This is a genomic window from Streptomyces sp. NPDC050485, assembly GCF_044458185.1.
Lineage (GTDB): Bacteria > Actinomycetota > Actinomycetes > Streptomycetales > Streptomycetaceae > Streptomyces.
The window spans coordinates 12,679-32,587 of sequence record NZ_JBITHR010000015.1 but is presented as its reverse complement, the minus strand read 5'-3'; the positions used below and the strand labels follow the sequence as shown (position 1 = coordinate 32,587).

The 19,909-nt window shown below is 72.4% G+C and carries 19 protein-coding genes and 1 pseudogene; 11 read left to right on the top strand and 9 right to left on the bottom strand.

The window, feature by feature from the left end; all coding sequences use genetic code 11:
- Positions 1 to 5: 5 nt before the first annotated feature.
- The 5 genes from ACIBK6_RS27355 (at position 6) to ACIBK6_RS27335 (ending at position 6,079) form a co-directional block, all read left to right on the top strand.
- On the top strand, positions 6 to 1,883 hold the full coding sequence (locus tag ACIBK6_RS27355; protein WP_399054029.1) for a biotin carboxylase N-terminal domain-containing protein: 1,878 nt from the start codon (positions 6 to 8) through the stop codon (positions 1,881 to 1,883).
- Complete coding sequence (locus ACIBK6_RS27350; RefSeq protein ID WP_399054028.1) at positions 1,880 to 3,019, top strand: acyl-CoA dehydrogenase family protein; 1,140 nt, start codon at positions 1,880 to 1,882, stop codon at positions 3,017 to 3,019. The genes ACIBK6_RS27355 and ACIBK6_RS27350 overlap by 4 nt, the downstream gene beginning before the upstream one ends.
- Before the next feature lie 131 nt (positions 3,020 to 3,150).
- Positions 3,151 to 4,773, top strand: a complete 1,623-nt coding sequence (locus tag ACIBK6_RS27345; RefSeq protein WP_399054027.1) for an AMP-binding protein — start codon at positions 3,151 to 3,153, stop codon at positions 4,771 to 4,773.
- Positions 4,770 to 5,504, top strand: a complete 735-nt coding sequence (locus tag ACIBK6_RS27340; RefSeq protein WP_399054026.1) for an enoyl-CoA hydratase family protein — start codon at positions 4,770 to 4,772, stop codon at positions 5,502 to 5,504. The genes ACIBK6_RS27345 and ACIBK6_RS27340 overlap by 4 nt, the downstream gene beginning before the upstream one ends.
- Positions 5,492 to 6,079, top strand: coding sequence for a TetR/AcrR family transcriptional regulator (locus tag ACIBK6_RS27335; protein WP_399054025.1), 588 nt, complete (start codon positions 5,492 to 5,494; stop codon positions 6,077 to 6,079). Before ACIBK6_RS27340 ends, ACIBK6_RS27335 begins: the two co-directional genes overlap by 13 nt.
- 113 nt (positions 6,080 to 6,192) lie before the next feature.
- Here the strand turns inward: ACIBK6_RS27335 and ACIBK6_RS27330 are convergent, their stop codons facing one another.
- Positions 6,193 to 6,603, bottom strand: coding sequence for a rodlin (locus ACIBK6_RS27330; protein WP_399054024.1), 411 nt, complete (start codon positions 6,601 to 6,603; stop codon positions 6,193 to 6,195).
- 159 nt (positions 6,604 to 6,762) lie between these two features.
- Here ACIBK6_RS27330 and ACIBK6_RS27325 point away from each other — a divergent pair, with 159 nt between their 5' ends.
- Positions 6,763 to 6,957, top strand: coding sequence for a hypothetical protein (locus ACIBK6_RS27325; protein ID WP_399054023.1), 195 nt, complete (start codon positions 6,763 to 6,765; stop codon positions 6,955 to 6,957).
- Between the two features lie 130 nt (positions 6,958 to 7,087).
- Here ACIBK6_RS27325 and ACIBK6_RS27320 read toward each other — a convergent pair whose 3' ends face one another.
- Positions 7,088 to 7,507 carry a rodlin gene (locus ACIBK6_RS27320; protein ID WP_399054022.1) on the bottom strand — a complete coding sequence of 140 codons (420 nt, stop codon included), beginning with the start codon at positions 7,505 to 7,507 and terminating at the stop codon, positions 7,088 to 7,090.
- Between the two features lie 169 nt (positions 7,508 to 7,676).
- On the opposite strand from ACIBK6_RS27320, the gene ACIBK6_RS27315 reads away from it, so the two are divergent.
- The 5 genes and pseudogenes from ACIBK6_RS27315 (at position 7,677) to ACIBK6_RS27295 (ending at position 11,742) form a co-directional block, all read left to right on the top strand.
- Positions 7,677 to 8,063, top strand: a complete 387-nt coding sequence (locus ACIBK6_RS27315) for a rodlin (RefSeq protein ID WP_399054021.1) — start codon at positions 7,677 to 7,679, stop codon at positions 8,061 to 8,063.
- A 278-nt stretch (positions 8,064 to 8,341) separates the two neighbouring features.
- Positions 8,342 to 8,578 (top strand): chaplin, encoded by a 237-nt coding sequence (locus ACIBK6_RS27310; RefSeq protein ID WP_399054019.1) that lies wholly within the window; start codon positions 8,342 to 8,344, stop codon positions 8,576 to 8,578.
- A 171-nt stretch (positions 8,579 to 8,749) separates the two neighbouring features.
- Positions 8,750 to 9,244: pseudogene (locus ACIBK6_RS27305) on the top strand (chaplin); the annotation flags it as partial.
- A gap of 450 nt (positions 9,245 to 9,694) precedes the next feature.
- Complete coding sequence (locus tag ACIBK6_RS27300) at positions 9,695 to 9,997, top strand: hypothetical protein (protein ID WP_399054209.1); 303 nt, start codon at positions 9,695 to 9,697, stop codon at positions 9,995 to 9,997.
- 350 nt (positions 9,998 to 10,347) lie between these two features.
- Positions 10,348 to 11,742 (top strand): glycoside hydrolase family 26 protein, encoded by a 1,395-nt coding sequence (locus tag ACIBK6_RS27295; RefSeq protein ID WP_399054018.1) that lies wholly within the window; start codon positions 10,348 to 10,350, stop codon positions 11,740 to 11,742.
- Here ACIBK6_RS27295 and ACIBK6_RS27290 read toward each other — a convergent pair.
- The 7 genes from ACIBK6_RS27290 to ACIBK6_RS27260 are packed head-to-tail and all read right to left on the bottom strand — an operon-like array spanning position 11,728 to position 19,898.
- The gene (locus tag ACIBK6_RS27290; protein ID WP_399054017.1) at positions 11,728 to 12,858 is read right to left on the bottom strand and encodes a GNAT family N-acetyltransferase; all 1,131 of its coding nucleotides are present in this window, start codon (positions 12,856 to 12,858) and stop codon (positions 11,728 to 11,730) included. The genes ACIBK6_RS27295 and ACIBK6_RS27290 overlap by 15 nt on opposite strands.
- A complete protein-coding gene (locus tag ACIBK6_RS27285) occupies positions 12,858 to 13,502 on the bottom strand; it encodes a lipopolysaccharide biosynthesis protein (RefSeq protein ID WP_399054016.1) in 645 nt (214 codons plus the stop codon). Before ACIBK6_RS27285 ends, ACIBK6_RS27290 begins: the two co-directional genes overlap by 1 nt.
- Entirely contained in the window at positions 13,499 to 14,740 is a 1,242-nt protein-coding gene (locus tag ACIBK6_RS27280; protein ID WP_399054015.1) for a glycosyltransferase, read from the bottom strand. The genes ACIBK6_RS27285 and ACIBK6_RS27280 overlap by 4 nt, the downstream gene beginning before the upstream one ends.
- Positions 14,737 to 15,522 (bottom strand): polysaccharide deacetylase family protein, encoded by a 786-nt coding sequence (locus ACIBK6_RS27275; RefSeq protein ID WP_399054014.1) that lies wholly within the window; start codon positions 15,520 to 15,522, stop codon positions 14,737 to 14,739. Before ACIBK6_RS27275 ends, ACIBK6_RS27280 begins: the two co-directional genes overlap by 4 nt.
- Complete coding sequence (gene murJ, locus ACIBK6_RS27270) at positions 15,512 to 17,134, bottom strand: murein biosynthesis integral membrane protein MurJ (RefSeq protein WP_399054013.1); 1,623 nt, start codon at positions 17,132 to 17,134, stop codon at positions 15,512 to 15,514. Before murJ ends, ACIBK6_RS27275 begins: the two co-directional genes overlap by 11 nt.
- Entirely contained in the window at positions 17,131 to 18,462 is a 1,332-nt protein-coding gene (locus tag ACIBK6_RS27265; protein WP_399054012.1) for an O-antigen ligase family protein, read from the bottom strand. Before ACIBK6_RS27265 ends, murJ begins: the two co-directional genes overlap by 4 nt.
- A 2-nt stretch (positions 18,463 to 18,464) precedes the next feature.
- Positions 18,465 to 19,898, bottom strand: coding sequence for a sugar transferase (locus ACIBK6_RS27260; protein WP_399054011.1), 1,434 nt, complete (start codon positions 19,896 to 19,898; stop codon positions 18,465 to 18,467).
- Between the last annotated feature and the right edge of the window lie 11 nt (positions 19,899 to 19,909).

The window sequence follows — 19,909 nt, the reverse complement described above, 5'->3', positions numbered from 1 at the left end:
CCCCGATGACCGCCATCAGCACCCTGCTCGTCGCCAACCGGGGCGAGATAGCCTGCCGGGTCTTCCGCACCTGCCGTGACCTGGGCATCGCCACGGTCGCGGTGTTCTCCGACGCCGACGCGGGCGCGCTGCACGTGCGGGAGGCGGACACGGCCGTACGGCTGCCGGGGGCGACACCCGCCGACACGTATCTGCGCGGCGACCTCATCGTGAAGGCGGCCCTCGCGGCGGGCGCCGACGCCGTGCACCCGGGGTACGGCTTCCTGTCCGAGAACGCCGGTTTCGCGCGGGCGGTCACCGACGCCGGGCTCACCTGGATCGGCCCGCCCCCCGAGGCCATCGAGGCCATGGCGTCCAAAACCCGCGCCAAGGAACTCATGGGTCTGCCGCCGCTGGACCTGTCCGATGTCACCGAGGCCGACCTTCCCCTGCTGGTGAAGGCCGCGGCAGGTGGCGGCGGGCGCGGGATGCGCATCGTTCGTCAACTGGTTGATATCAGTGACCAGTTGACAGCCGCCCGCACCGAAGCCCTCAGTGCCTTCGGTGACGGCGAAGTCTTCGTCGAGCCGTACATCGAGGGCGGTCGCCACATCGAGGTGCAGATCCTCGCCGACGCCCACGGCACGGTCTGGGCGCTCGGCACCCGCGACTGCTCCCTCCAGCGCCGCCACCAGAAGGTCATCGAGGAGGCCCCGGCGCCCGGCATCACCCCCGAGCTGACCGACGAACTGCACGACCTTGCGGTACGCGCGGCGAAGGCGACCGACTACCGGGGCGCGGGCACCGTCGAGTTCCTGGTCGCCGACGGCAGGGCCCACTTCCTGGAGATGAACACCCGCCTCCAGGTCGAACACCCCGTCACCGAGGCCGTGTTCGGCATCGACCTCGTGGCCCTCCAGCTCCGCATCGCCGAAGGCGACGCCCTCCCGAAGGACCCGCCCACCCCGCAGGGCCACGCCATCGAGGCCCGCCTGTACGCCGAGGACCCCGCCAACGGCTGGGCCCCGCAGACGGGCACCGTCCACCAACTCTCCGTTCCCGGCGTCCGATTGGACAGCGGCTACGGTTCCGGCGACACCATCGGCGTCCACTACGACCCCCTGCTCGCCAAGGCCGTGACCCACGCCCCGACCCGCGCCGAGGCCGCCCGCAAGCTCGCCCGCGCCCTCCAACGCGCCCGCGTCCACGGCCCGCTGACCAACCGCGACCTGCTCGTACGCTCCCTGCGCCACCCGGACTTCACCGGGGCCCGGCTCGACACCGGCTTCTACGACCGCCACCTGCCCGAGCTCACCGAACCCGCACCCGGCGCGCACTACGCGGCCCTCGCCGCCGCCCTCGCCGACGCGTCCGCGCGGACCGGCCGGTTCGGCGGCGGCTGGCGCAACGTACCCTCGGGGCCCCAGGTCAAGCGGTACGGCGAACACGAGATCCGCTACCGCCTCACCCGCCACGGACTCGAAGCCGACGGCTACCCCGAGGTGCGCCTCGAAGCGGCCGCACCCGATCGCGTACGGCTCGAAATAGACGGAGTGGCAAGGGAGTTCACCGTTGCGGCGTACGACGGCACCGTGTACGTCGACACCCCGTCGGGCGGGTACGCCCTCGCCGCGCACCCCCGCTTCACCGACCCCGGCGACCTCATCGCGCCCGGCTCGCTGCTCGCCCCCATGCCGGGGGTGGTCGTCCGGGTCGCCGACGGTCTTGTGGAAGGCTGCCGCGTCGTCGCGGGCCGACCGCTGCTCTGGCTGGAGGCCATGAAGATGGAGCACCGTATCACCGCTCCCGCCTCCGGCACGCTCACCGCGCTCCACGCCGTCCCCGGCCGCCAGGTCGAGGTCGGTGCCCTGCTCGCCGTAGTCCAGGAGGAATCGCCGTCATGAGTGCAGCCAGCGTCATCGAGAGCCAGGAGAACAAGGATCTGCGCGCCGCCGTCGCCGCGCTCGGCGCCCGGCACGGGCGCGGGTTCGACCGCGCGGCCCTGTGGTCGGAGGCCGCCAAGCTCGGCTACCTCGGCGTCAACCTGCCCGAGCAGTACGGCGGCGGGGGCGGCGGGATGGCCGAACTGTCCATCGTTCTTGAGGAGTTGGGGGCGGCGGGCTGTCCCCTCCTCATGATGGTCGTCTCGCCCGCCATCTGCGGCACGGTCATCGCCCGCTTCGGCACCGCCACGCAGAAGCGGAAATGGCTGCCGGGCCTCGCCGACGGCTCTCTCACCATGGCCTTCGGCATCACCGAACCCGACGCGGGCTCCAACTCGCACCGCATCACCACCACCGCCCGGCGCGACGGGGACGGCTGGATCCTCACCGGCCGCAAGGTCTTCATCTCCGGCGTCGACATAGCCGACGCCACCCTCATCGTCGGCCGCACCGAGGACGCCAGGACCGGCAGTCTCAAGCCCTGCCTCTTCATCGTCCCGCGCGACGCCCCCGGCTTCCAGCGCTCGCAGATCGACATGGAACTCCAGGCGGCGGAGAAGCAGTTCGAGCTGGTCCTGGACGACGTACGGCTGCCCGCCGACTCGCTCGTCGGCGACGAGGACGCCGGTCTGCTCCAGCTCTTCGCCGGGCTCAACCCGGAGCGCATCATGACGGCCGCGTTCGCGATCGGCATGGGCCGCTACGCGCTCACCCGGGCCGTCGACTACGCGACGACCCGGCAGGTGTGGAAGCTCCCCATCGGCGGCCACCAGGCCGTCGCCCACCCCCTCGCCCAGGCCCACATCGAGCTCGAACTGGCCCGCCTGATGATGCAGAAGGCGGCCGCGCTGTACGACGCGGGCGACGACATCGGGGCGGGTGAGGCCGCCAACATGGCCAAGTACGCGGCCGCCGAGGCCTGCGTCAAGGCGGTCGACCAGGCCGTCCACACCCTCGGCGGCAACGGCCTGACCCGCGAGTACGGCCTCGCCTCGCTCATCACGGCCGCCCGCGTCGCCAGGATCGCCCCGGTCAGCCGCGAAATGATCCTCAACTACGTGTCACACCAGTCCTTGGGGCTTCCCAGGTCGTACTAGCCGCTCCGCGGGGTGCTGAGTCATTCGGCTGCGGGTCCGCCGTGGCTGATCGCGCAGTTTCCCGCGCCCCTAGGGGGCTGCGGCCCCCCGGACCTCGACAAGTTCGCTCAGTCGTACTAGGAGACCCCTATATGGACTCCCCTTCCGTTCCCGCACCCCGTGTCTACCGCAGCGAGTACGCCGATGTGTCCGTCGTGGACGAGCCCATTCACGAGGCGGTCCTCGCCCGCTCCACCGCCGCGTACCCGGACGCCGTGGCGCTCATCGACGGCACGGACCCGAGCGGGACCACCTCCATCACCTATGGCCAACTCGACGTACAGCACCGCAGGTTGGCCGCCGCGCTCGCCGCGTCCGGTGTGCGCAAAGGGGACGTGCTCGCCCTGCACAGCCCCAACTCGGTGCTCTACCCGGCCGTGTTCTACGGTGCCACTCGCGCCGGAGCATCCGTCACCACCGTCCACCCGGCGTGCACCGCCGAGGAGTTCGCGAAGCAGCTCGCGGACTCCGCCGCACGCTGGATCGTCACCGTCTCCCCGCTCCTGGAGACCGCCCGCCGGGCCGCCCAACTCATCGGCGGCGTCGAGGAGATATTCGTCTGCGACCGGGCCGAGGGACACCGTTCGATCGTGCACGACCTGCTGCGGACCGACGCGCCCGAGCCCGCCGCGAGCATCGACCCCGGCGAGGACATCGCCGTACTGCCGTACTCGTCCGGCACCACCGGCGTCCCAAAAGGGGTCATGCTCAGCCACCGCAGCATCGCCACCAATCTGGCGCAGCTGCACCCGCTGGTCCCGACGGTGCCCGGCGAGCGCATCCTCGCCGTGCTGCCCTTCTTCCACATCTACGGCATGACCGCCCTCATGAACGCGCCCCTGCGCTGCGGCGCCACCGTCGTCGTGCTGCCGCGCTTCGACCTCGACCAGTTCCTCGGCGCGATCGAGAAGCACCGCATCACCGGCCTGTACGTCGCCCCGCCGATCGTCCTCGCGCTGGCCAAGCACCCGGCGGTCGCACAGTACGACCTGTCGTCCCTGGAGTACGTCGTCAGTGCCGCAGCCCCTCTCGACTCCCGTCTGGCGGCGGCCTGTTCGGCCCGGCTGAAACTGCCGCCGGTACGGCAGGCGTACGGCATGACCGAACTGTCCCCGGGCACCCACGCGGTCCCGCTCGCCGTCCCGAACCCTCCGCCCGGCGCGGTCGGCAAGCTCCTGCCCTCCACCGAGATGCGCATCCTGCGCCTGGACGACCCGGCCCGCGACGCGGAACCGGGCGCGGAGGGCGAGGTCGCGATCCGGGGCCCCCAGGTCATGAAGGGCTACCTCGGCCGCCCCGACGCCACCGCCGCCCTGATCGACGCCGAGGGCTGGGTGCACACCGGCGACGTCGGCCGGGTGGACGAGGACGGCTGGCTGTACGTCGTCGACCGGGTGAAGGAACTCATCAAGTACAAGGGCTTCCAGGTCGCCCCCGCCGACCTGGAGGCACTCCTGCTCACCCACCCCGCCATCGCGGACGCCGCCGTCATCGGCGTGTACGACACCGACGGCAACGAGGTGCCCAAGGCCTTCGTCGTCCGCCGGCCGGGCGCGCCGGACCTCGGCGCGGACGAGGTGATGGCGTACGTCGCCGAACGCGTCGCCCCGTACAAGAAGCTCCGCCGGGTGGAGTTCATCGAGGGCGTGCCCCGGGCGGCCTCCGGCAAGATCCTCCGGCGCGAGCTGCGGCAACGGGAGAAGGACGGCGCATGACCCTCATCCGGACCGCCCACGACCGGGGCATCACCACCCTCGCCCTCGACTCGCCAGCCAACCGCAACGCGCTGTCGGCGGGCCTGGTGGCCGAGTTGGGGGCGGCGCTCGCGCGGTGCGCCGACGACCCGGACGTGCGGGCGGTGCTGCTCACCCACACCGGCGGCACGTTCTGCGCGGGCGCCGACCTGAAGGCGCCGCCCGACCCGGCGGCCTTCGTGGCGCTGATGCGTACCGTGGTGGAGCTCCCCAAACCCGTCGTGGCGCGGGTCACCGGCCATGTCCGCGCGGGCGGCCTCGGCCTGCTCGCCGCGTGCGACATCGCGGTGGCGGGCCCGGCGTCCTCGTACGCGTTCACCGAGGCGCGGCTCGGCGTGGCACCGGCGGTGATCTCCATGCCGGTCCTGGCCCGCATGGACGCCCGCGCGGCGGGCCGCTACTTCCTCACGGGGGAGCGGTTCGACGCGGCGGAGGCGGCCCGTACGGGACTTGTGACGCTGGCCGCCGACGACGTGGACGAGGCCCTGGAGCCGGTCCTCGACGGGCTGCGCAGGTCGTCGCCGGGGGGCCTGGCCGCGTCGAAGGCTCTGGTCACGGCTACCGTGGCGGAGACCTTCGACCGCTGGTCCAAGGAACTGACCGCCCGCTCGGCGTCCCTCTTCGCCTCCGCCGAGGCGCGGGAGGGAGGGACAGCCTTCCTCGAACGACGGGACCCCGCATGGGTGTTGTGACCCCACCGAAGACCCCGAAGCAGGACCGCAGCCGGGCCACCCGGCAGCGTCTCCTGGAAGCCGCCGTGGCCTGCCTGGCCGAGCACGGCTGGGCGGGCTCGACCGTGTCGGTGGTCGCCGAGCGCGCCGGGGTCTCACGGGGCGCCGCCCAGCACCACTTCCCGACCCGCGAGGACCTGTTCACGGCGGCGGTCGAGTACGTCGCCGAACAGCGGTCCTCGGCCCTGCGCGCCCTGGACCGCACGGACCGCGGGCAAGTGGTCCGCGCCCTCGTCGGCCTCTACACCGGGCCGCTGTTCCGGGCCGCGCTGCACCTGTGGGTCGCCGCGGCCAATGAACCCCAACTGCACTCCCGGGTAACAGAGTTGGAGGCCAGGGTGGGCCGCGAGTCGCACCGCATCGCGGTGGACCTGCTCGCCGCCGACGAATCCGTACCCGGCGTACGGGAGACGGTGCAGGGCTTCCTCGACATGGCCCGGGGCCTGGGCCTGGCGAACCTGCTCACCGACGACGCGGCGCGCCGGGAGCGGGTCGTGGCGCAGTGGGCGGTGCTGCTCGACGAGGCCCTGCGCTGAGCCGTGGTCCCGGCCTGAGACATGGCGGAGCGCCGCGGGTACGGTCGCGATGACCGGGCCCACGGCGCTCCGACGGCGGCCGGCCGGCCCCGGGTGACCGTCGTTCAGGCTGCTCAGTGGTTGTCGGTACCGTTGCCGGACAGCAGTTGGACCTGGTCCAGGACGTGCGAGAGCGGCTCGTCGCCCTTGGCCTGGGTCGAGTTCTCGGTGCACTGCTGGTTCTGCGGCGCCGAGAGGACCGGCACGTCCTGGAGCGCGGAGACCGGCACGACGCCGACGATGGACGCGGCGTTGACCTTGACCGGAACACCGGCGCAGACCTTGTTCAGCGAGCCCTGGACCAGGGTCATCTGAGGGCTCATGTCGCCGTCGGTCTTGGAGTTGCCGAAGGCCTGCTTCGCGCCGTTGCCGCTGAGCGACGTGGTGCCGCTGTGGCTGTCGATCGCCATCGCCTGCGGCGCGGCCAGCCTCGCGACACCGGACACGGCTGTGGCGACGGCCGCGTCCGACCACAACTTCTGCATGGCTAGTCCTGTTGGTCTGATTCCACTGACGGGGATCCGTTGAGAGAAACGGTGAGGATCTCTTTTGGTTACGCTCTGTCCGCCGGACAGAGCATTTTGGGAATCGACTCCGCCCGGCCGTGGTATTAGGCAGTAACCGCGAACCGATGGTGAGGAAACATGACGGAGACGCAGGGCGCCTGGCGCCGGCAGACTTTCATCCCGATCACCCGGCAGCGATTCGAGAGCGAGGCGGCGGCCGAACCCCTCTACGCGGCTCTGGTGCGTTCCTGGGCCGCCGAAGGGCGAACGATTCCTGGACGGCCCGACTGGGAGTGGAACCAGCTCATCAACCGCCCCAGCTGGCCTTCTTGATTCCGTCGCCCGGCGCCGGGCACGGCAAAGGCCGGTTCACTGGAAATCCCGGTGAACCGGCCCGTGAAGATAGGGTGCCGAACCGCCGAAGGGATTGGCAGCGGTCCGGCTGTCCTGGGGGAACCTGGGCTCAGTGGTTGCCGGTGCCGGTGCCGTTGCCGGAGAGAACCGGGATCTGGTCCAGGACGTGCGAGAGCGGCTCGTCGCCCTTGGCCTGGGTCGAGTTCTCGGTGCACTGCTGGTTCTGCGGCGCGGACAGGACGGGGACATCCTGGAGCGCGGAGACCGGCACGACGCCGACGATGGAGGCGAGGTTGGCCTTGGCCGGCAGGGCGATGCAGGGCTTGTTGAACGAGCCCTGGATCAGAGCAATCTGCGGGCTCATGTTGCCGTACGTGGTGGAGTTCCCGTACGCCTGCATCGCGCCGTTGCCGCTGACCGAAGTGGTGCCGTCGGCGCTGCCGATCGCCATCGCCTGCGGCGCCATCGCCGCGGATGCCCCGACGACCGACGCGCCGACGGCTGCAGTCGCCATAGCCTTCTTGATCACGCTGGTCCCTTTCTGGTGGATGCCCCATACGCGGATGCCCCCATAAGGAGCCATCTGTTCAACCTGCCCCCTTGCCGATTGGTTTCTGCTCTTCACTCTTTCGGTCGTACGAAAATGACATCGACGGGGTATTCAACTCCCTTTATGATGGGGATTATATGGAGATCCGATGCCACCCGTTTCGCTTGTCGGCGCCTCCGCCGTGCTGGCCTCCGATGCCATGGCCATCGGCAGCTCCGACAGCGCGACCTCGTTCAGCGGCAACGGCGCGAAGCAGGCCTTCGGCAACTCGAAGACCACCGGCGACATGAGCCCCCAACTCTCCCTCGTCCAGGGCTCGCTGAACAAGGTCTGCGTCGGTGTTCCGGTCAAGGCCAACCTCGCCTCCATCGTCGGTTTCGTGCCGGTCTCAGTGCTCCAGGACGTGCCCGTCCTCTCGGCGCCGCAGAACCAGCAGTGCACCGAGAACTCGACCCAGGCGAAGGGCGATGAGCCGCTCTCGCGCATCCTGGACCAGATCCCGGTTCTCTCTGGCAATGGCACCCAGAACCACTGAGTCCGGTACGTGGCGGCTCGGGCTGCCGCGGTCCCCTTGGGGCCGTAGCGGCCCGAGTTCATTTGTGCGCCAAATCCCTTGCGGACAGGGCGCGGAGAAGCAGGGGCCCCGCTCCCTGGCATATGGGTGAGGAACCCGGGGCGGCTCTTCTCATTCGGTTTCCTTTCCCTTGATCATTCGTTACCCGGTCGTCAGCGGCTACTTGGGCGAAAGTTCTGGCAACGCGCCGTGAGCAACGACTGGTTGCGTGACGTTTTGGCCGAGGGAAGGAAAACCACGTGAAGTACATGAAGGCTGCGTCGGTTGTGGCCGGTCTGGTCATCGCTGCTGGTGGTGCCACTCCGGTGTTCGCCGACGCCGGCGCCGAAGGCGCCGCGATCGGCAGCCCGGGTGTTCTGTCGGGCAACCTCCTCCAGGTTCCGGTCCACCTCCCGATCAACGTGTGCGGCAACACCGTCAGCGTCATCGGCGCCCTGAACCCGGCGTTCGGCAACACCTGCGTCAACGAAGACTGACACAGCGCGCCAGCATTCTTATTTCCCATTTTGGGGCGTGCCCTTCGCGCGCCCCAAAATCGGCATTTCCGCCCCTTTCCCATTTCCCACCGACTTACGGAAGACAGCCCATTGCGCCAGGTCATCAGCAAGACCCTGTTCACCGCCGTGGCTGCCACGAGCGTCATTTCGATGAGCGGCAGCTACGTTCAGGCGGCCGGCACCGACGCCGAGAGCATGGGGTCGCCGGGCCTGCTGTCGGGGAACGCGATCTCGGCGCCGGCGGATGCCCCGATCCAGGCGTGCGGGAACACGGTGGACCCGGCGGGAGCCCTCAGCCCGTCCTTCGGCGACGACTGCGCGACCGTCCCGTCGGAGAAGCGGGAGAAGCCGGAGAAGGGGAAGCGGAAGAGGGGGAAGAGCGGCGGCGAGGACGCGGATCGGCACAGGAACGAGTACGGCTCCGAGGGCAGCCATGGGTCCGAGGACACTTCTCGGTACGAGCGTGAGTACGCCGCCGCGTACGGGCACGGGCAGCACCGGCGGGACGCCGCCGGCTCCGCCAACGCCGTGGCGAGTGACTCCCCGGGCGTCCTGGCGGGGAACGCGCTGCCGGCGCCCGTGGACGTTCCGGCGCAGGTGTGCGGGATCACGGCGAATGTCGTGGGCCTGCTCAACCCGGTGATGGGCAACCACTGCGACAGCGGGTCACCGGCGCACCACGCGCCCCCGGCGCACCACGCGCCCCCGGCGCACCACGCGCCCCCGGCGCACCACGCACCGCCGAAGCACCATGCGCCGCCGGTACGTCACGTGCCTCCGGTGCACCATGCACCCCCTGCACATCACGTACCGCCAATGCACCATGCGCCCCCCGTACATCACGCCCCGTCAGTGCACCATGCACCACCTGTGCACCACGCGCCCCCTGCACACCAGGGACCGCCTGTCCACCACGCCCCGCCCGTGCATCACGTACCGCCGGTGCATGAGGCCCCGCCCGTTCACCCTGCACCTCCTCTGCACCACGCACCCCCGGTCCCTCCCGTTCATCTCGCGCCTCCTGTACGTCGCATGCCCCCAGGGCACCAGGCGCCGCCGGCACATCACGCGCCTCCTGTTCACCACGTACCTCCGGTGCACCAGCGACCGCCCGTCGTCCACCACGCGCCCCCCGCGCCCGAGGCCCCGCGCACGCCCGGAGCGCCGCCCGCCCCGCACGTACCGAAGGCCCGGCATGCGGCCCCCGCGCCTGTTGTCCCGCACCCCGAGCCTCGGGGTGTCGGTCGCGCGGCCGTGTCGCCGCCCCCCGCGGCCGCTCACCTCGCCGACACCGGGGCCGACCCGGCGCTGCTCGGGGCTGCTTCGGGGGCCGCCGTCGGGCTCGTGCTCGGCGGGGGTGTCCTCTACCGGCGCGGCAGGGCGATGGCCGGCGCCTGACCGGCGGGCTCGCCGACGCCCCCACCTGCGGCGTGTGACGGCCGAGGCCAGCGGTGGGGCCCCGCCCCAGGGAGAGGGGTCTTGGCAACTCCCTTACAGGTGACGCCAGTTGAAAAGGGCAGGCGCCGTCGAACGGCCAGGACTCGCCGTATCACCAAGGGCCCGGTTCCTCTTCAGGAGCCGGGCCCTTCGGCGTGCGGCCCGGCGAGCGGCGCGGCGCGCGCGACTGGCCCTCTCGCGTACGTCCGTTCGGGGGTCTTGTGGTGCCAGGCCGCTTATCTTCCCGATCGGCGCAATAAGAATATTTTCCAACCGGGAACCCGGGGAGGTCTCAGAACCAGGGAGCGCACATGCGTCAGCGACGTCATAGGGCGGCCACCTTCACCACGAGTGTTCTGGCGGCGGGTGCCCTCTTCAGTCTGGCCCTGGCGCCGGGTGTCGAAGTCCGGCCACCCCGGAGCGCCGACGACCCCCCTGCGCCCCACCCCTCCGTTGTGCCCCCGCCCTCCGTTTCCGTTGTGCCGCACCCTTCCGTTGTGCCGCCGCCCTCCGTTTCCGTTGTGCCCCCGCCTTCCGTTGTGCCATACCCCTCGGCTGTGCCCCACTCCTCCGCTGTGCCCCGCCCCTCCGCCGAGAATTTCGGCGCCTTTCTGGATTCCGGCGACCTCGGCGTCCAACGGATCGCGGGTCTTGAGAAATGGCTCGGCGGGGCCGACATCAAAGTGGGCCACACCTATCTGCCCGGGGACAGCTGGTCGGACATCGAGGGGAAGGCGGGATTCCTCGACGCCTGGGCCACCTGGCGCCGGCAGCAGGCCGACCGCACCCTCGTCCTCAACGTCCCCATGCAGGCCCTCAACGAAGAGGGCCTACCCGACAGCTGGGTGCGCCGCCTGCTCGCGCGGGGCGCCGACGGAGAGTACGACGCACACTTCAAGGCGCTGGCCGAGCGGCTGGTCGAGCTCAAGATCCCGGACACGGTCATCGTGCTCGGCTGGGAGATGAACGGCACCACCTACACCCACCGCTGCGGACCGGACCCGGCGTCCTGGAAGAAGTACTGGAAGAACGCGGTCACCGCGATGCGTTCCGTCCCGGGGCAGAAATTCCGTTTCGATTTCACGCCGAGCCGCGGGCGCGACGCGGTGCCCTGGACCGAGTGCTATCCGGGCGACGACGTGGTCGACATCATCGGAATGGACTCCTACGACCAGCCGTCGGGACAGAATTTCGACGAGCAGGTGAAGGAGCCGTACGGACTTCAGCAGCACGTCGATTTCGCCGCCGCTCACAAGAAGCCGATCTCCTTTCCGGAGTGGGGGCTTTTCCGCAACGGTGACAATCCCGAATACATGCGGCGCATGCTGGCCTGGATGGACGCGCACAAGCCGCTCTACAACACCATCACCGACTACTGCCCGCACGGTGTATGGGGGTGTGCCGAGAACCCCCATTCCTCGGAGGTCTACCGCTCGCTCCTGCACGGCCGCACCGAGCCCACCCAGCAGCCGTCCACCTCGCCGTCCCCCGTGCCCCCGACCCCGGTGAGCCCCCAGCCGTCCACGGCCCCGGCGCCGTCCACATCTCCCCAGCCCTCCACGTCGCCGAAGCCACTCGTGCCCCTCGCGCCCGACGCGCCGAAGCCGCCCGAGAAGTGCGCGCCGATCGACTTCGGCCCGTGGGTCGAGTACTGGATCGGCGGCAAGCTCTGTCTCCGGTTCGACTGGTGGTCACGCCGGTCCTGACGGCTCCGTGGCGGGGCGGCTCCGGCCGTCCCGCCGCTGCCGCAGTGCCCACAGCACGGCGCCCGCCCGGCGCCGCAGCCGCGCGTGCAGCGCGCTGGCCCACAGCAGCGGGGCGGTGCGCCGCCGGGCAAGCAGGAAGCGCTGGTTGACCCGCACCTCGGGGCGCCAGTGCTGTTTGTACGGTTCGTTGCCGCGCAGCATGCTCAGCGCGGCCCGGCCGCTGCCGTCGATCCGCTGCGCGCAGGCCCGCAGCAGCATCGTGGCCACGTCCACCTTGCGGCCGCGCAGGTCGGGGTGCGCCCCGTACAGGTAGCCGCCGGCCAGCGCCGGGGAGAGCAGGGTGAGATCGGCCGCCACCACCTCGCCGTCCAGCCGGAACTCGGTGACCACCGCCTCGCCCTGCCGGGTCATCTCGCCCACCGCGCGCGCCAGATGCTCCTCGAAGCGGCTCCGCAGGTGCTCGCGCGTCACCCCCCGGCCCTGCCACTGGAGCCCGTGCAGGTCGAGCAGCGTACGCAGCGCGCCGGGCACTTCCTCCGGAGGTACGTCGCGCTGCTCGATGCCCAGCGCGTCGATCTTCCGGAGTTTGGCGCGGGCCCGCTGGGCGCGGTTCGAGGGGAGGCGCCCGAGAAGTACGTCCATGCCCGCCGCGGGCAGCTCCAGGCAGTGCGAGTCCGCCAACTGCCGCCGCTGACCGGGCCAGTTGGCGTGCAGTCGTTCGGCGCCGCCGCCCGCTCTGGCCTCGCCCAGGTCGATCAGGGCGCCGCGCGCCGAGCCCATCAGCGCCTCGGTGAGGGCGTCCGCGGCCTCCTGGGCGCAGCTGTCGTCCAGGAGTACGTCGGTGAAGTCGGAGATCGTGCCGCCCAGCGGGACCAGCGCCGGAAACGGCCGCAGCACCCGCATCAGCGGGGCCGCCCCGATCAACTCGCCGTCCCGGTGGACCACATGGACGCGCAGCCGCCCCGGCACCCCGTACGAAAGCCACCACGAATGCAGCCAGGCGTGGCTCTGGAACGGGGTCGCGGCACTGCAACTGCCATGCAAGCGGCGCCAGTTGGGGGCGAGCTCGGCGAACCGCGCTTCGTCCGTGCACACTTCGACGCCGAACCCAGCCATCAGCCGACCTCCTGCGGTACGGCCACCGCGCCGCCCGGGCTCGGCACCGCGACGCCGGGTTCGGTCTCCGTGCGGCGGCGCGGGCGGGCCAGCAGGCTGAGGCCGCCGAGCAGCCCGCCCGCGCAGCCGCCCACCAGGGCCGTCAGCGAGGCGGTCGGGGAGGAGGGCGCGAGCGGTTTGGCCGCGCGCGAGAACTGCACCACCTTCACCCCGGTGTCGGCCTGGGTGTGCGCGCCGTTGAGGGTGAGGGCCCGTGCCACCGCGTTGGCGATGCCCGCCGCGTCCCTGGCTCGCGCCGAGGTGGCGGTGATCGCGATCATCGGCGCGTCGGGCGAGGTCGCCGTCTGCACGCTGCGCCGCAGGGTCTCCGCGCTCACCCCCGCCCACACCTGGGCGTCCCCGATGACGGCCACCTCGGTCGCGACCCGCCCGTACGCCTGCGCGAAGCCGAGGGCGACCGACGATTCGGACTTCCCGGCGGGGGTGACCACCACATAGCTGGTCGCGCGGTACTCCGGGGTGCTGACCATGCCGTACGCGCCGCCCGCCGTCGCGCCGAGCAGCGCGCACACGGGCAGCGGCCACCAGCGGGGCAGTGGACGGCGGATGCCCTGACGCTGCCACGGGCCGGGGAATCTGCTCATCGGGACTCTTCTTTCTCCGAGATGTTCGTCGGGACGGTCGGGATGGTCGCCGAGCCGGATGCCGAGCCTGGTGTCGCGCCGGGCGCAGAGTCCGGTGTCGGGCCGTACGGCCGGCGGGGCAGCGGTGTGCGGGCCGCGGCCGCCTCGTACACCCGGACCAGTTGGGCCGAGGTCGTGGTGACGCAGTAGCGGCGCACCGCGTCGGGGACGGGGTGCCGGGTGGGGCCCGTCTGCTGGAGTTCGCGCAGTACGTCGCTGAACGCGGCGGCCGTGCGGCCGGTGCGCAGCGCGCCCGGGGCAGATCCGGGCGGCAGGTCGTCGATCGCCGGGCAGGTCACGTACGCCACCGGGAGCCCGGCCGCGAGGCCCTCCACGACGGCCAGGCCGAAGGCCTCCTCGTCCGACGGTGAGGCCAGGCAGTCCACCGCCGAGAGCACTCCGGGCAGGGTGGGCCGATGGTCCGCCGGGCCGTCCTGGGCGCACTCGCCCGCGAAGACCACCCGGCCGGCCACGCCGAGCTGTTCGGCGAGCGCCCGCAGTGGCTGCTCCTGTTCGCCGCTGCCCGCGAACACCAGCCAGACGTCCGGGAGTTTGGCCATCGCCTCGACAAGGACCCGGAACCGTTTGCCCGCCGCCAGTCGGCCGACCGCGCCGACCGCGAACTCCCCTGGCGGGAGCCCGAGTTGACGGCGTACGCGGTCGCGGGCGTGGGGGCTGAAGGCGAACTGCGCGGCGTCGATCCCGTTCGGCACGACGTGGATGCGGCGCTCCGGCACACCCCAGCGGGACAGCCGTCGCGCGATGGTGGCGGACACCGCGACCGTCGTCGTGCCGAGCCGCTCGCTCGCCAGGTAGAGGCCGCGCACACCGGGACCGAGCGGCCGCCCCTCGATGTGGGCCTCGCCCAGGGAGTGCTCGGTGGCGACGACGGTGCGCACCCCGGCGAGCCTGGCGGCGAGCCGGCCGTACAGGCAGGCCCGGTACAGATGGGTGTGGACCACGTCGTAGTGGCCGCGGGAGATCAGCCGGGTGAGGCGGGGCAGCGCGGCCAGGTCCCGGTTGCCCGCCATGCCGAGGTTCCGCACCCGGCCGCCGTCGCGCAGGATGGCGCGGGCCACGCTGCCGGGGTTGGTGAGCGTGACGACGTCGGGGTCGTAGGGCAAGTGCCGCAGCAGCAGCCTCAGTTGCTGCTCGGCGCCGCCGACGCCGAGCCCGGTGATGACGTGCAGGACCTTCACGCGCCCTCCGGAAGGTCGGCGGGCGCCTCCCGGCGCCAGCGGTGCAGGCCCCGCTTGAGGTGCAGCCGCCAGCTGGTGTCGCGTTCCCCGACGTGGACGCGCGGCAGCGCGTAGCGGCCGGTCAGCAGGCCCGGGTCGATGGCGCAGGCGTACTGGTATCCGGCCGCGCGCACCGCGTCCATGGCGCGCAGGTCGACGGCCCCGTACGGATAGCAGAAGCCCGTCACGTCACGGCCGGTGAGGTCGAGGAGCAGCTGTCTGCTCTCGTGCACCTCGCGGTGCAGGGTGTCCTCGTCGGCGTGGGTCAGATCGAGATGGCGGAGCCCGTGCGAGGCGATCTCCATGCCCCAGGTGGCGGCCTGCTGGATGCCGCGTTCGTCCAGGAGCGGCTTGCGCGGGCCCAGTGTGTCCCAGTCGTTGGTGGCGCCGAGCAGGCCAGGCAGCACGAATACCGTCGCCGTGCAGTCGTGGCGGCGCAGCAGCGCGAGGGCTTCGGCCGTGAAGTCCGCGTACCCGTCGTCGAAGGTCAGACCGACCAGTCCCCGGGCGGTGCCGGCCGCGCGGGCCCGGATGAGTTCGGCCATGCTCACCCCCTTCAGGCCGCGGCCGCGCAGCCAGCGCAGCTGGCGTTCGAAGCGGCGCGGCGAGACGGTGATGCGGTAGGGGTCGTCCGTGGTGTGGGTCACCGAGTGGTACATCGCCACCCACAGCGGTGCGGCGGGGCGCGGTCTCGAACCAGTCAGGGGACCCCGTGGGTCGCCGACTGCCGTGTCAACGGGCATGCCAGAGCTTTCGTGTGACGGGACGGAACAGCAGACAGAACTCCCGGACCCGCAGCAGGCGGGCGACGAGGGCGAAGGCGGAGCAGGCGGCGAGCACTCCAACGAGTAGTGCGGTCAACGGATTTGATGTGATGTCGGCCGCCCGCTCGCAGGCCGCCGTCGCGGCGCACGCGGCCAGGGCGAGCCGGGCGAGCTGACCGAACGCCCAGCGGGTGGGCAGTGCCGTGCGGCGCCGACCGCTGCCCCACAGGAGCAGCAGCGCGGTCAGCGTGATGCCGAGCGCGTTGGCGGCGGCGATGCCGGGCGCGCCCCACACCGGTACGACCACGGCCCCGGCCCCGGCGGTCGCGGCGAGCCCGGCCAGCATGGCGCAGGCCGGGAACCACAGGGGCCGGGCCTCGGAGAAGTACGAGCGGGCCAGCACCCCGACGAGGGTCTGGCCGAGCAGACCGAGCGCGTACACGCGCATCACGTCCGCGGTCGCCGCGGTGTCGGCGACGGTGAACGCGCCGCGCTGGAACAGGATGTGGATGATCTGCGGGGCGCACGCCACCACCACCGAGGCACCGACGAGCACGATGGTGCCCGCCACGACCACGTCGCTCTCCACCCGGCGCCTGGCCCGCTCGGTGTCGCCCGCGGCCAGCGCGCGCGCGATCACCGGGAAGGTGACCGTGCACAGCATCAGCGAGAGCATCATCGGCATCTGCGCCACTTTCTGGGCGTAGTTCAGATGCGAGATGGCCCCGGCGGGCAGCGGCGCGGCCAGGAACCGCTCGATGAGTACCTGCGTCTGGCGGCTCAGCGCGAACACCACCACCGGGGCGACGAGCGCGAGCCGGAAGGCCTGTGGGGTGGCCCGGCCCGGCCGGCGGGCTGGCGGCAAGGGGGCCGGCTCCCGGCGGTGCCAGCTGCGCCGGCCGCGCCACAGCGCGGCCAGCTGGACGAGCACCATGAGCGCGCCGCCGAGCGCGACCCCGGCCGCCGCGGCCCGCACCCCCCACACCCGGCCGAGCAGCAGGAGCAGCGCGATGATGCCCACGTTGTACGCGCAGTAGATCGACGCGGGGGCGAGGAAGCGGCCGTGTCCGCGCAGGGCGGCGCTGCAGTATCCGGCGAGCCCGAAGGTGAAGGCGCAGGTCGCGGTCAGCCGGGTGCAGTCGACGGCGAGGTCCGCGCGGGGCAGGCCGGGGGCGAGCACCGCCACCACGGCGGGCGCGGCGGCGATCAGTACCGCGGCGCCCGCGGCCAGCGCCAGCATCAGCCGGGGCAGGGTGGCCGCCACCAGGGCGCGGACCGGATCGGGATCGGGGCGGCGGACGCGTTCGACCAGGGCGAGGCTGAACGCCGGTACCAGGACGAAGGCCAGGCCGTCCTCGATCAGCAGCGTCGCGGCGACCTCCGGGACCGTCCAGGCGACCAGGAAGGCGTCGGTGTCGGTGTCGGCGCCGAAGACGTGCGCGAAGGCCTGGTCGCGCAGCAGCCCGAGGAGCGATCCGGCGATGTTGAGGGCGGCGATGAGGAGGGCGGCACGCGCCAACAGCCGTCCGGACGGGGCGGGTTCGGGGGGCGCGGCGGCCGCCGGGAGGAGCGGTCGAGCGGTCTCCGTCATGGCCGGTCCGCCCCTCGGGCACCGAACGCGAACCAGGCGGCGAAGCCGAGGACGAGCGCGGTCAGCACGGTCGAGGGCCCGCCGATGTCACCGTAGAAGAAGTCCACGAGCAGCCAGATGAGGAGCCCGCCCGCGACCAGCGCGCAGTCCACGCCGGTGCGCCGCTTGCGCGCGCGGCGCAGCCCGCGCAGGCCGCCGATCAGGAGCGCGGCCCAGCTCCCGACGAGCGTGACCACGCCGAGCAGGCCCTGCTCGCTCAGGACGAGGAGGTACATGTTGTGCGGGGAGAGCAGCGGCTGGCGCTTGAAGGCGGCTCCCGCGCCCCCGGTGTCGCTGCCGGAGGACAGGGCGAGCGAGGAGTTGGCGTCGCGGTGGGCCGGGAATTCCTTCAACCCGACGCCGTTGAGCGGGGATTGACGCCACATCAGAGTGGCCGCCGCCCACATCGTGTACCGATCGGTGACCGACTGGTCGGGGGCGTCGGCGACCTGGGTGATGCTGGCGAGCCGCTCCTGGAGCAGCTGGGAGCCCGCCCCGGTCCCGCCGACCAGGACGACGACGGCGGCCGCCGCGACCGCGACGACGGCGAGCGCGCGCCGCACCCCGGAGAGCAGCAGCATGGCGCAGACCGCGACGGCCGTCGCGATCCAGGCGCCCCGGCTGAACGACAGCGCCAGCGGTACGAGGAGGAGCGCGGCGCAGCCGAGCGCGGCCCGGCGCCGGGCGCGGCCGGTCTCGGGCGTGGGGTCGAGGGCGAGCCCCACCGCGCAGAGCAGCCCGCAGGACACCACGCTCGCCATGCCCATGACGTCCGAGGCGCCGAACGTGCCGACCGCGCGGATGTCCTCGCCCATGTAGGAGGCGCCGGTGGCGGTCAGGTACTGGTGGACGCCGACCCCGCCCTCGAACAGGGCGAGCGCCACCACGGCCGCCGCCGCGAGCCGGAAGTCGTCGCGGTCGCGCAGCAGGAGCAGCACGGCGACCGGCACCAGGACGAAGATCTGCAGATAGCGGCCGAGCCCGGCGACCGCGGTGTTCGGGTCGGCGGCGCCCATCGCGGCCACGCAGATCCCGAGCACCGGAAGCCCCATGACGATCACGGCGGTACGGGTCAGCGGCCGGGCCCCCGAGCGCAGGACCCGTACCGCCGCCCACACCACGAGCAGCCCCGAGGCGGCGTCGGCGGCGGTCGCCGAGCCCTCGGCGCCCAGCGGGGGAGTGGCGAGCAGGGCGATCACGGCGAGCAGCGGCAGCAGGTGCGGGGCCCGGCGCAGCGGGGCCGGTACGGAGAGCGGCCGGGTGCGCGGCACGGCCGCGACGGCGGGCACGGTCAGCTCCCCGTGGGGCGCACGAGGGAGGCCGCGGTGCGCAGCAGGATGCAGATGTCCTGCCACAGCGACCAGTGGTCGATGTAGTAGTTGTCGTAGCGGGCCCGGTCCTCGATCGAGGTGTCCCCGCGCAGCCCCTGCACCTGGGCGAGCCCGGTGATGCCCACGGGCATCCGGTGCCGGGCCGCGTACCCGGGGTGCGCCCGGCTGAACTGGGCGACGAAATAAGGGCGTTCGGGCCGCGGGCCGACCAGGCTCATGTCGCCCCGGACCACGTTCCACAGCTGGGGCAGCTCGTCCAGGGACGTACGCCGCATGAAGTGCCCGGCCCGGCTCATCCGGCCGTCGTCGGCGATGTTCCAGCGGGTGGCGGCCTCGTGCGCGGTGTCGGGGCGCAGCGTACGGAACTTGAGCAGCGTGAACGCCCGCCCCCGCAGCCCGACGCGCTCCTGGCGGAACAGCACCCCGGGCCCGTCGCTCCAGCGCAGCACCAGCGCGCACACCAGCAGCACGGGCGCCGCGGCGATCAGGGCGGGCAGCGTCACGAGCAGGTCGACGAGCCGCTTGAAGACGAGCCCGGGGCCGGTGGCGGCGGTGCTGGTCAGCGGGCGGCAGGGGAAGGCGGCCAGCTCGTCCGGCGCCGGCCGCGGGACGACGAAGCCGGGCGCGCGCGTGTCGAGCTGCCACAGGGCGCAGCCCAATGCCTCAAGTAGCGGTGGAAGTACGGCAGTTGGGGCGGCGGCGTCGGCCGCGTGCGTGAACAGGCAGTCGCGCACCCCGTTCTGGATGACCGCGCGCTGCACGTCCTCCAGGCTGCGAAGCACCGGCACCGGGGAGGTCTCCACGGGCCCCTCGGACGGCGGCACGACGACGCCGACCGGCCGGATGCCGCCGCTCGACTGCCGCGCCAGCGCCGCGGTGACCCGCACGGCGGTGGCCGCCGGGCCCACCACCAGGGTGGGCCGGGGCCTGCGCACCGCCTGCTGATGCCGCAGCCACAGCGCCGCGGCGCGTCCCGCGCAGCTCGCCAGCGTCTGCACGGCGCAGCCGGTCGCGACCGCCGACACCGCGAGCAGCACATCGGCCGACTCGTGGACGAGGGCGGTCCGGTGGGCCAGCACCGTCGACACGACGCACCAGCCGATCAGCGCCCGGAAGAACAGCGCGGGCACAACGCCGAGCACCCCGCGCGCCAGCGTCGGCCGGTAGAGCCCGGCCTGCGCGTTGAGTACGAGCACGGTGGCCACGAGCAGCCCACCGGGCCCGGGGGGCAGCCCGGCGTACGGCAGCGCGAGCATGCCGAGCAGCGCCGCCGCGCAGTCCACGCCGAGCAGCAGGGACACGAACGGGCGTCCCGGGCGCGGCCGGTGGGCCGGCAGAGCGAAGTGGTCCGGCGCCTCGCGGGGCGTGACCACCGAAACGGTTCCCGATGACATCCCGGCGCCGT

Bases quoted from the DNA above. Each gene is read 5' to 3' on its own strand.
- ACIBK6_RS27355 (WP_399054029.1), top strand. From the start codon at position 6: ATGACCGCCATCAGCACCCTGCTCGTCGCCAACCGGGGCGAGATAGCC.
- ACIBK6_RS27350 (WP_399054028.1), top strand. From the start codon at position 1,880: ATGAGTGCAGCCAGCGTCATCGAGAGCCAGGAGAACAAGGATCTGCGC.
- ACIBK6_RS27345 (WP_399054027.1), top strand. From the start codon at position 3,151: ATGGACTCCCCTTCCGTTCCCGCACCCCGTGTCTACCGCAGCGAGTAC.
- ACIBK6_RS27340 (WP_399054026.1), top strand. From the start codon at position 4,770: ATGACCCTCATCCGGACCGCCCACGACCGGGGCATCACCACCCTCGCC.
- ACIBK6_RS27335 (WP_399054025.1), top strand. From the start codon at position 5,492: ATGGGTGTTGTGACCCCACCGAAGACCCCGAAGCAGGACCGCAGCCGG.
- ACIBK6_RS27330 (WP_399054024.1), bottom strand. From the start codon at position 6,603: ATGCAGAAGTTGTGGTCGGACGCGGCCGTCGCCACAGCCGTGTCCGGT.
- ACIBK6_RS27325 (WP_399054023.1), top strand. From the start codon at position 6,763: ATGACGGAGACGCAGGGCGCCTGGCGCCGGCAGACTTTCATCCCGATC.
- ACIBK6_RS27315 (WP_399054021.1), top strand. From the start codon at position 7,677: ATGCCACCCGTTTCGCTTGTCGGCGCCTCCGCCGTGCTGGCCTCCGAT.
- ACIBK6_RS27295 (WP_399054018.1), top strand. From the start codon at position 10,348: ATGCGTCAGCGACGTCATAGGGCGGCCACCTTCACCACGAGTGTTCTG.
- ACIBK6_RS27290 (WP_399054017.1), bottom strand. From the start codon at position 12,858: ATGGCTGGGTTCGGCGTCGAAGTGTGCACGGACGAAGCGCGGTTCGCC.
- ACIBK6_RS27285 (WP_399054016.1), bottom strand. From the start codon at position 13,502: ATGAGCAGATTCCCCGGCCCGTGGCAGCGTCAGGGCATCCGCCGTCCA.
- ACIBK6_RS27275 (WP_399054014.1), bottom strand. From the start codon at position 15,522: ATGCCCGTTGACACGGCAGTCGGCGACCCACGGGGTCCCCTGACTGGT.
- murJ (WP_399054013.1), bottom strand. From the start codon at position 17,134: ATGACGGAGACCGCTCGACCGCTCCTCCCGGCGGCCGCCGCGCCCCCC.
- ACIBK6_RS27260 (WP_399054011.1), bottom strand. From the start codon at position 19,898: ATGTCATCGGGAACCGTTTCGGTGGTCACGCCCCGCGAGGCGCCGGAC.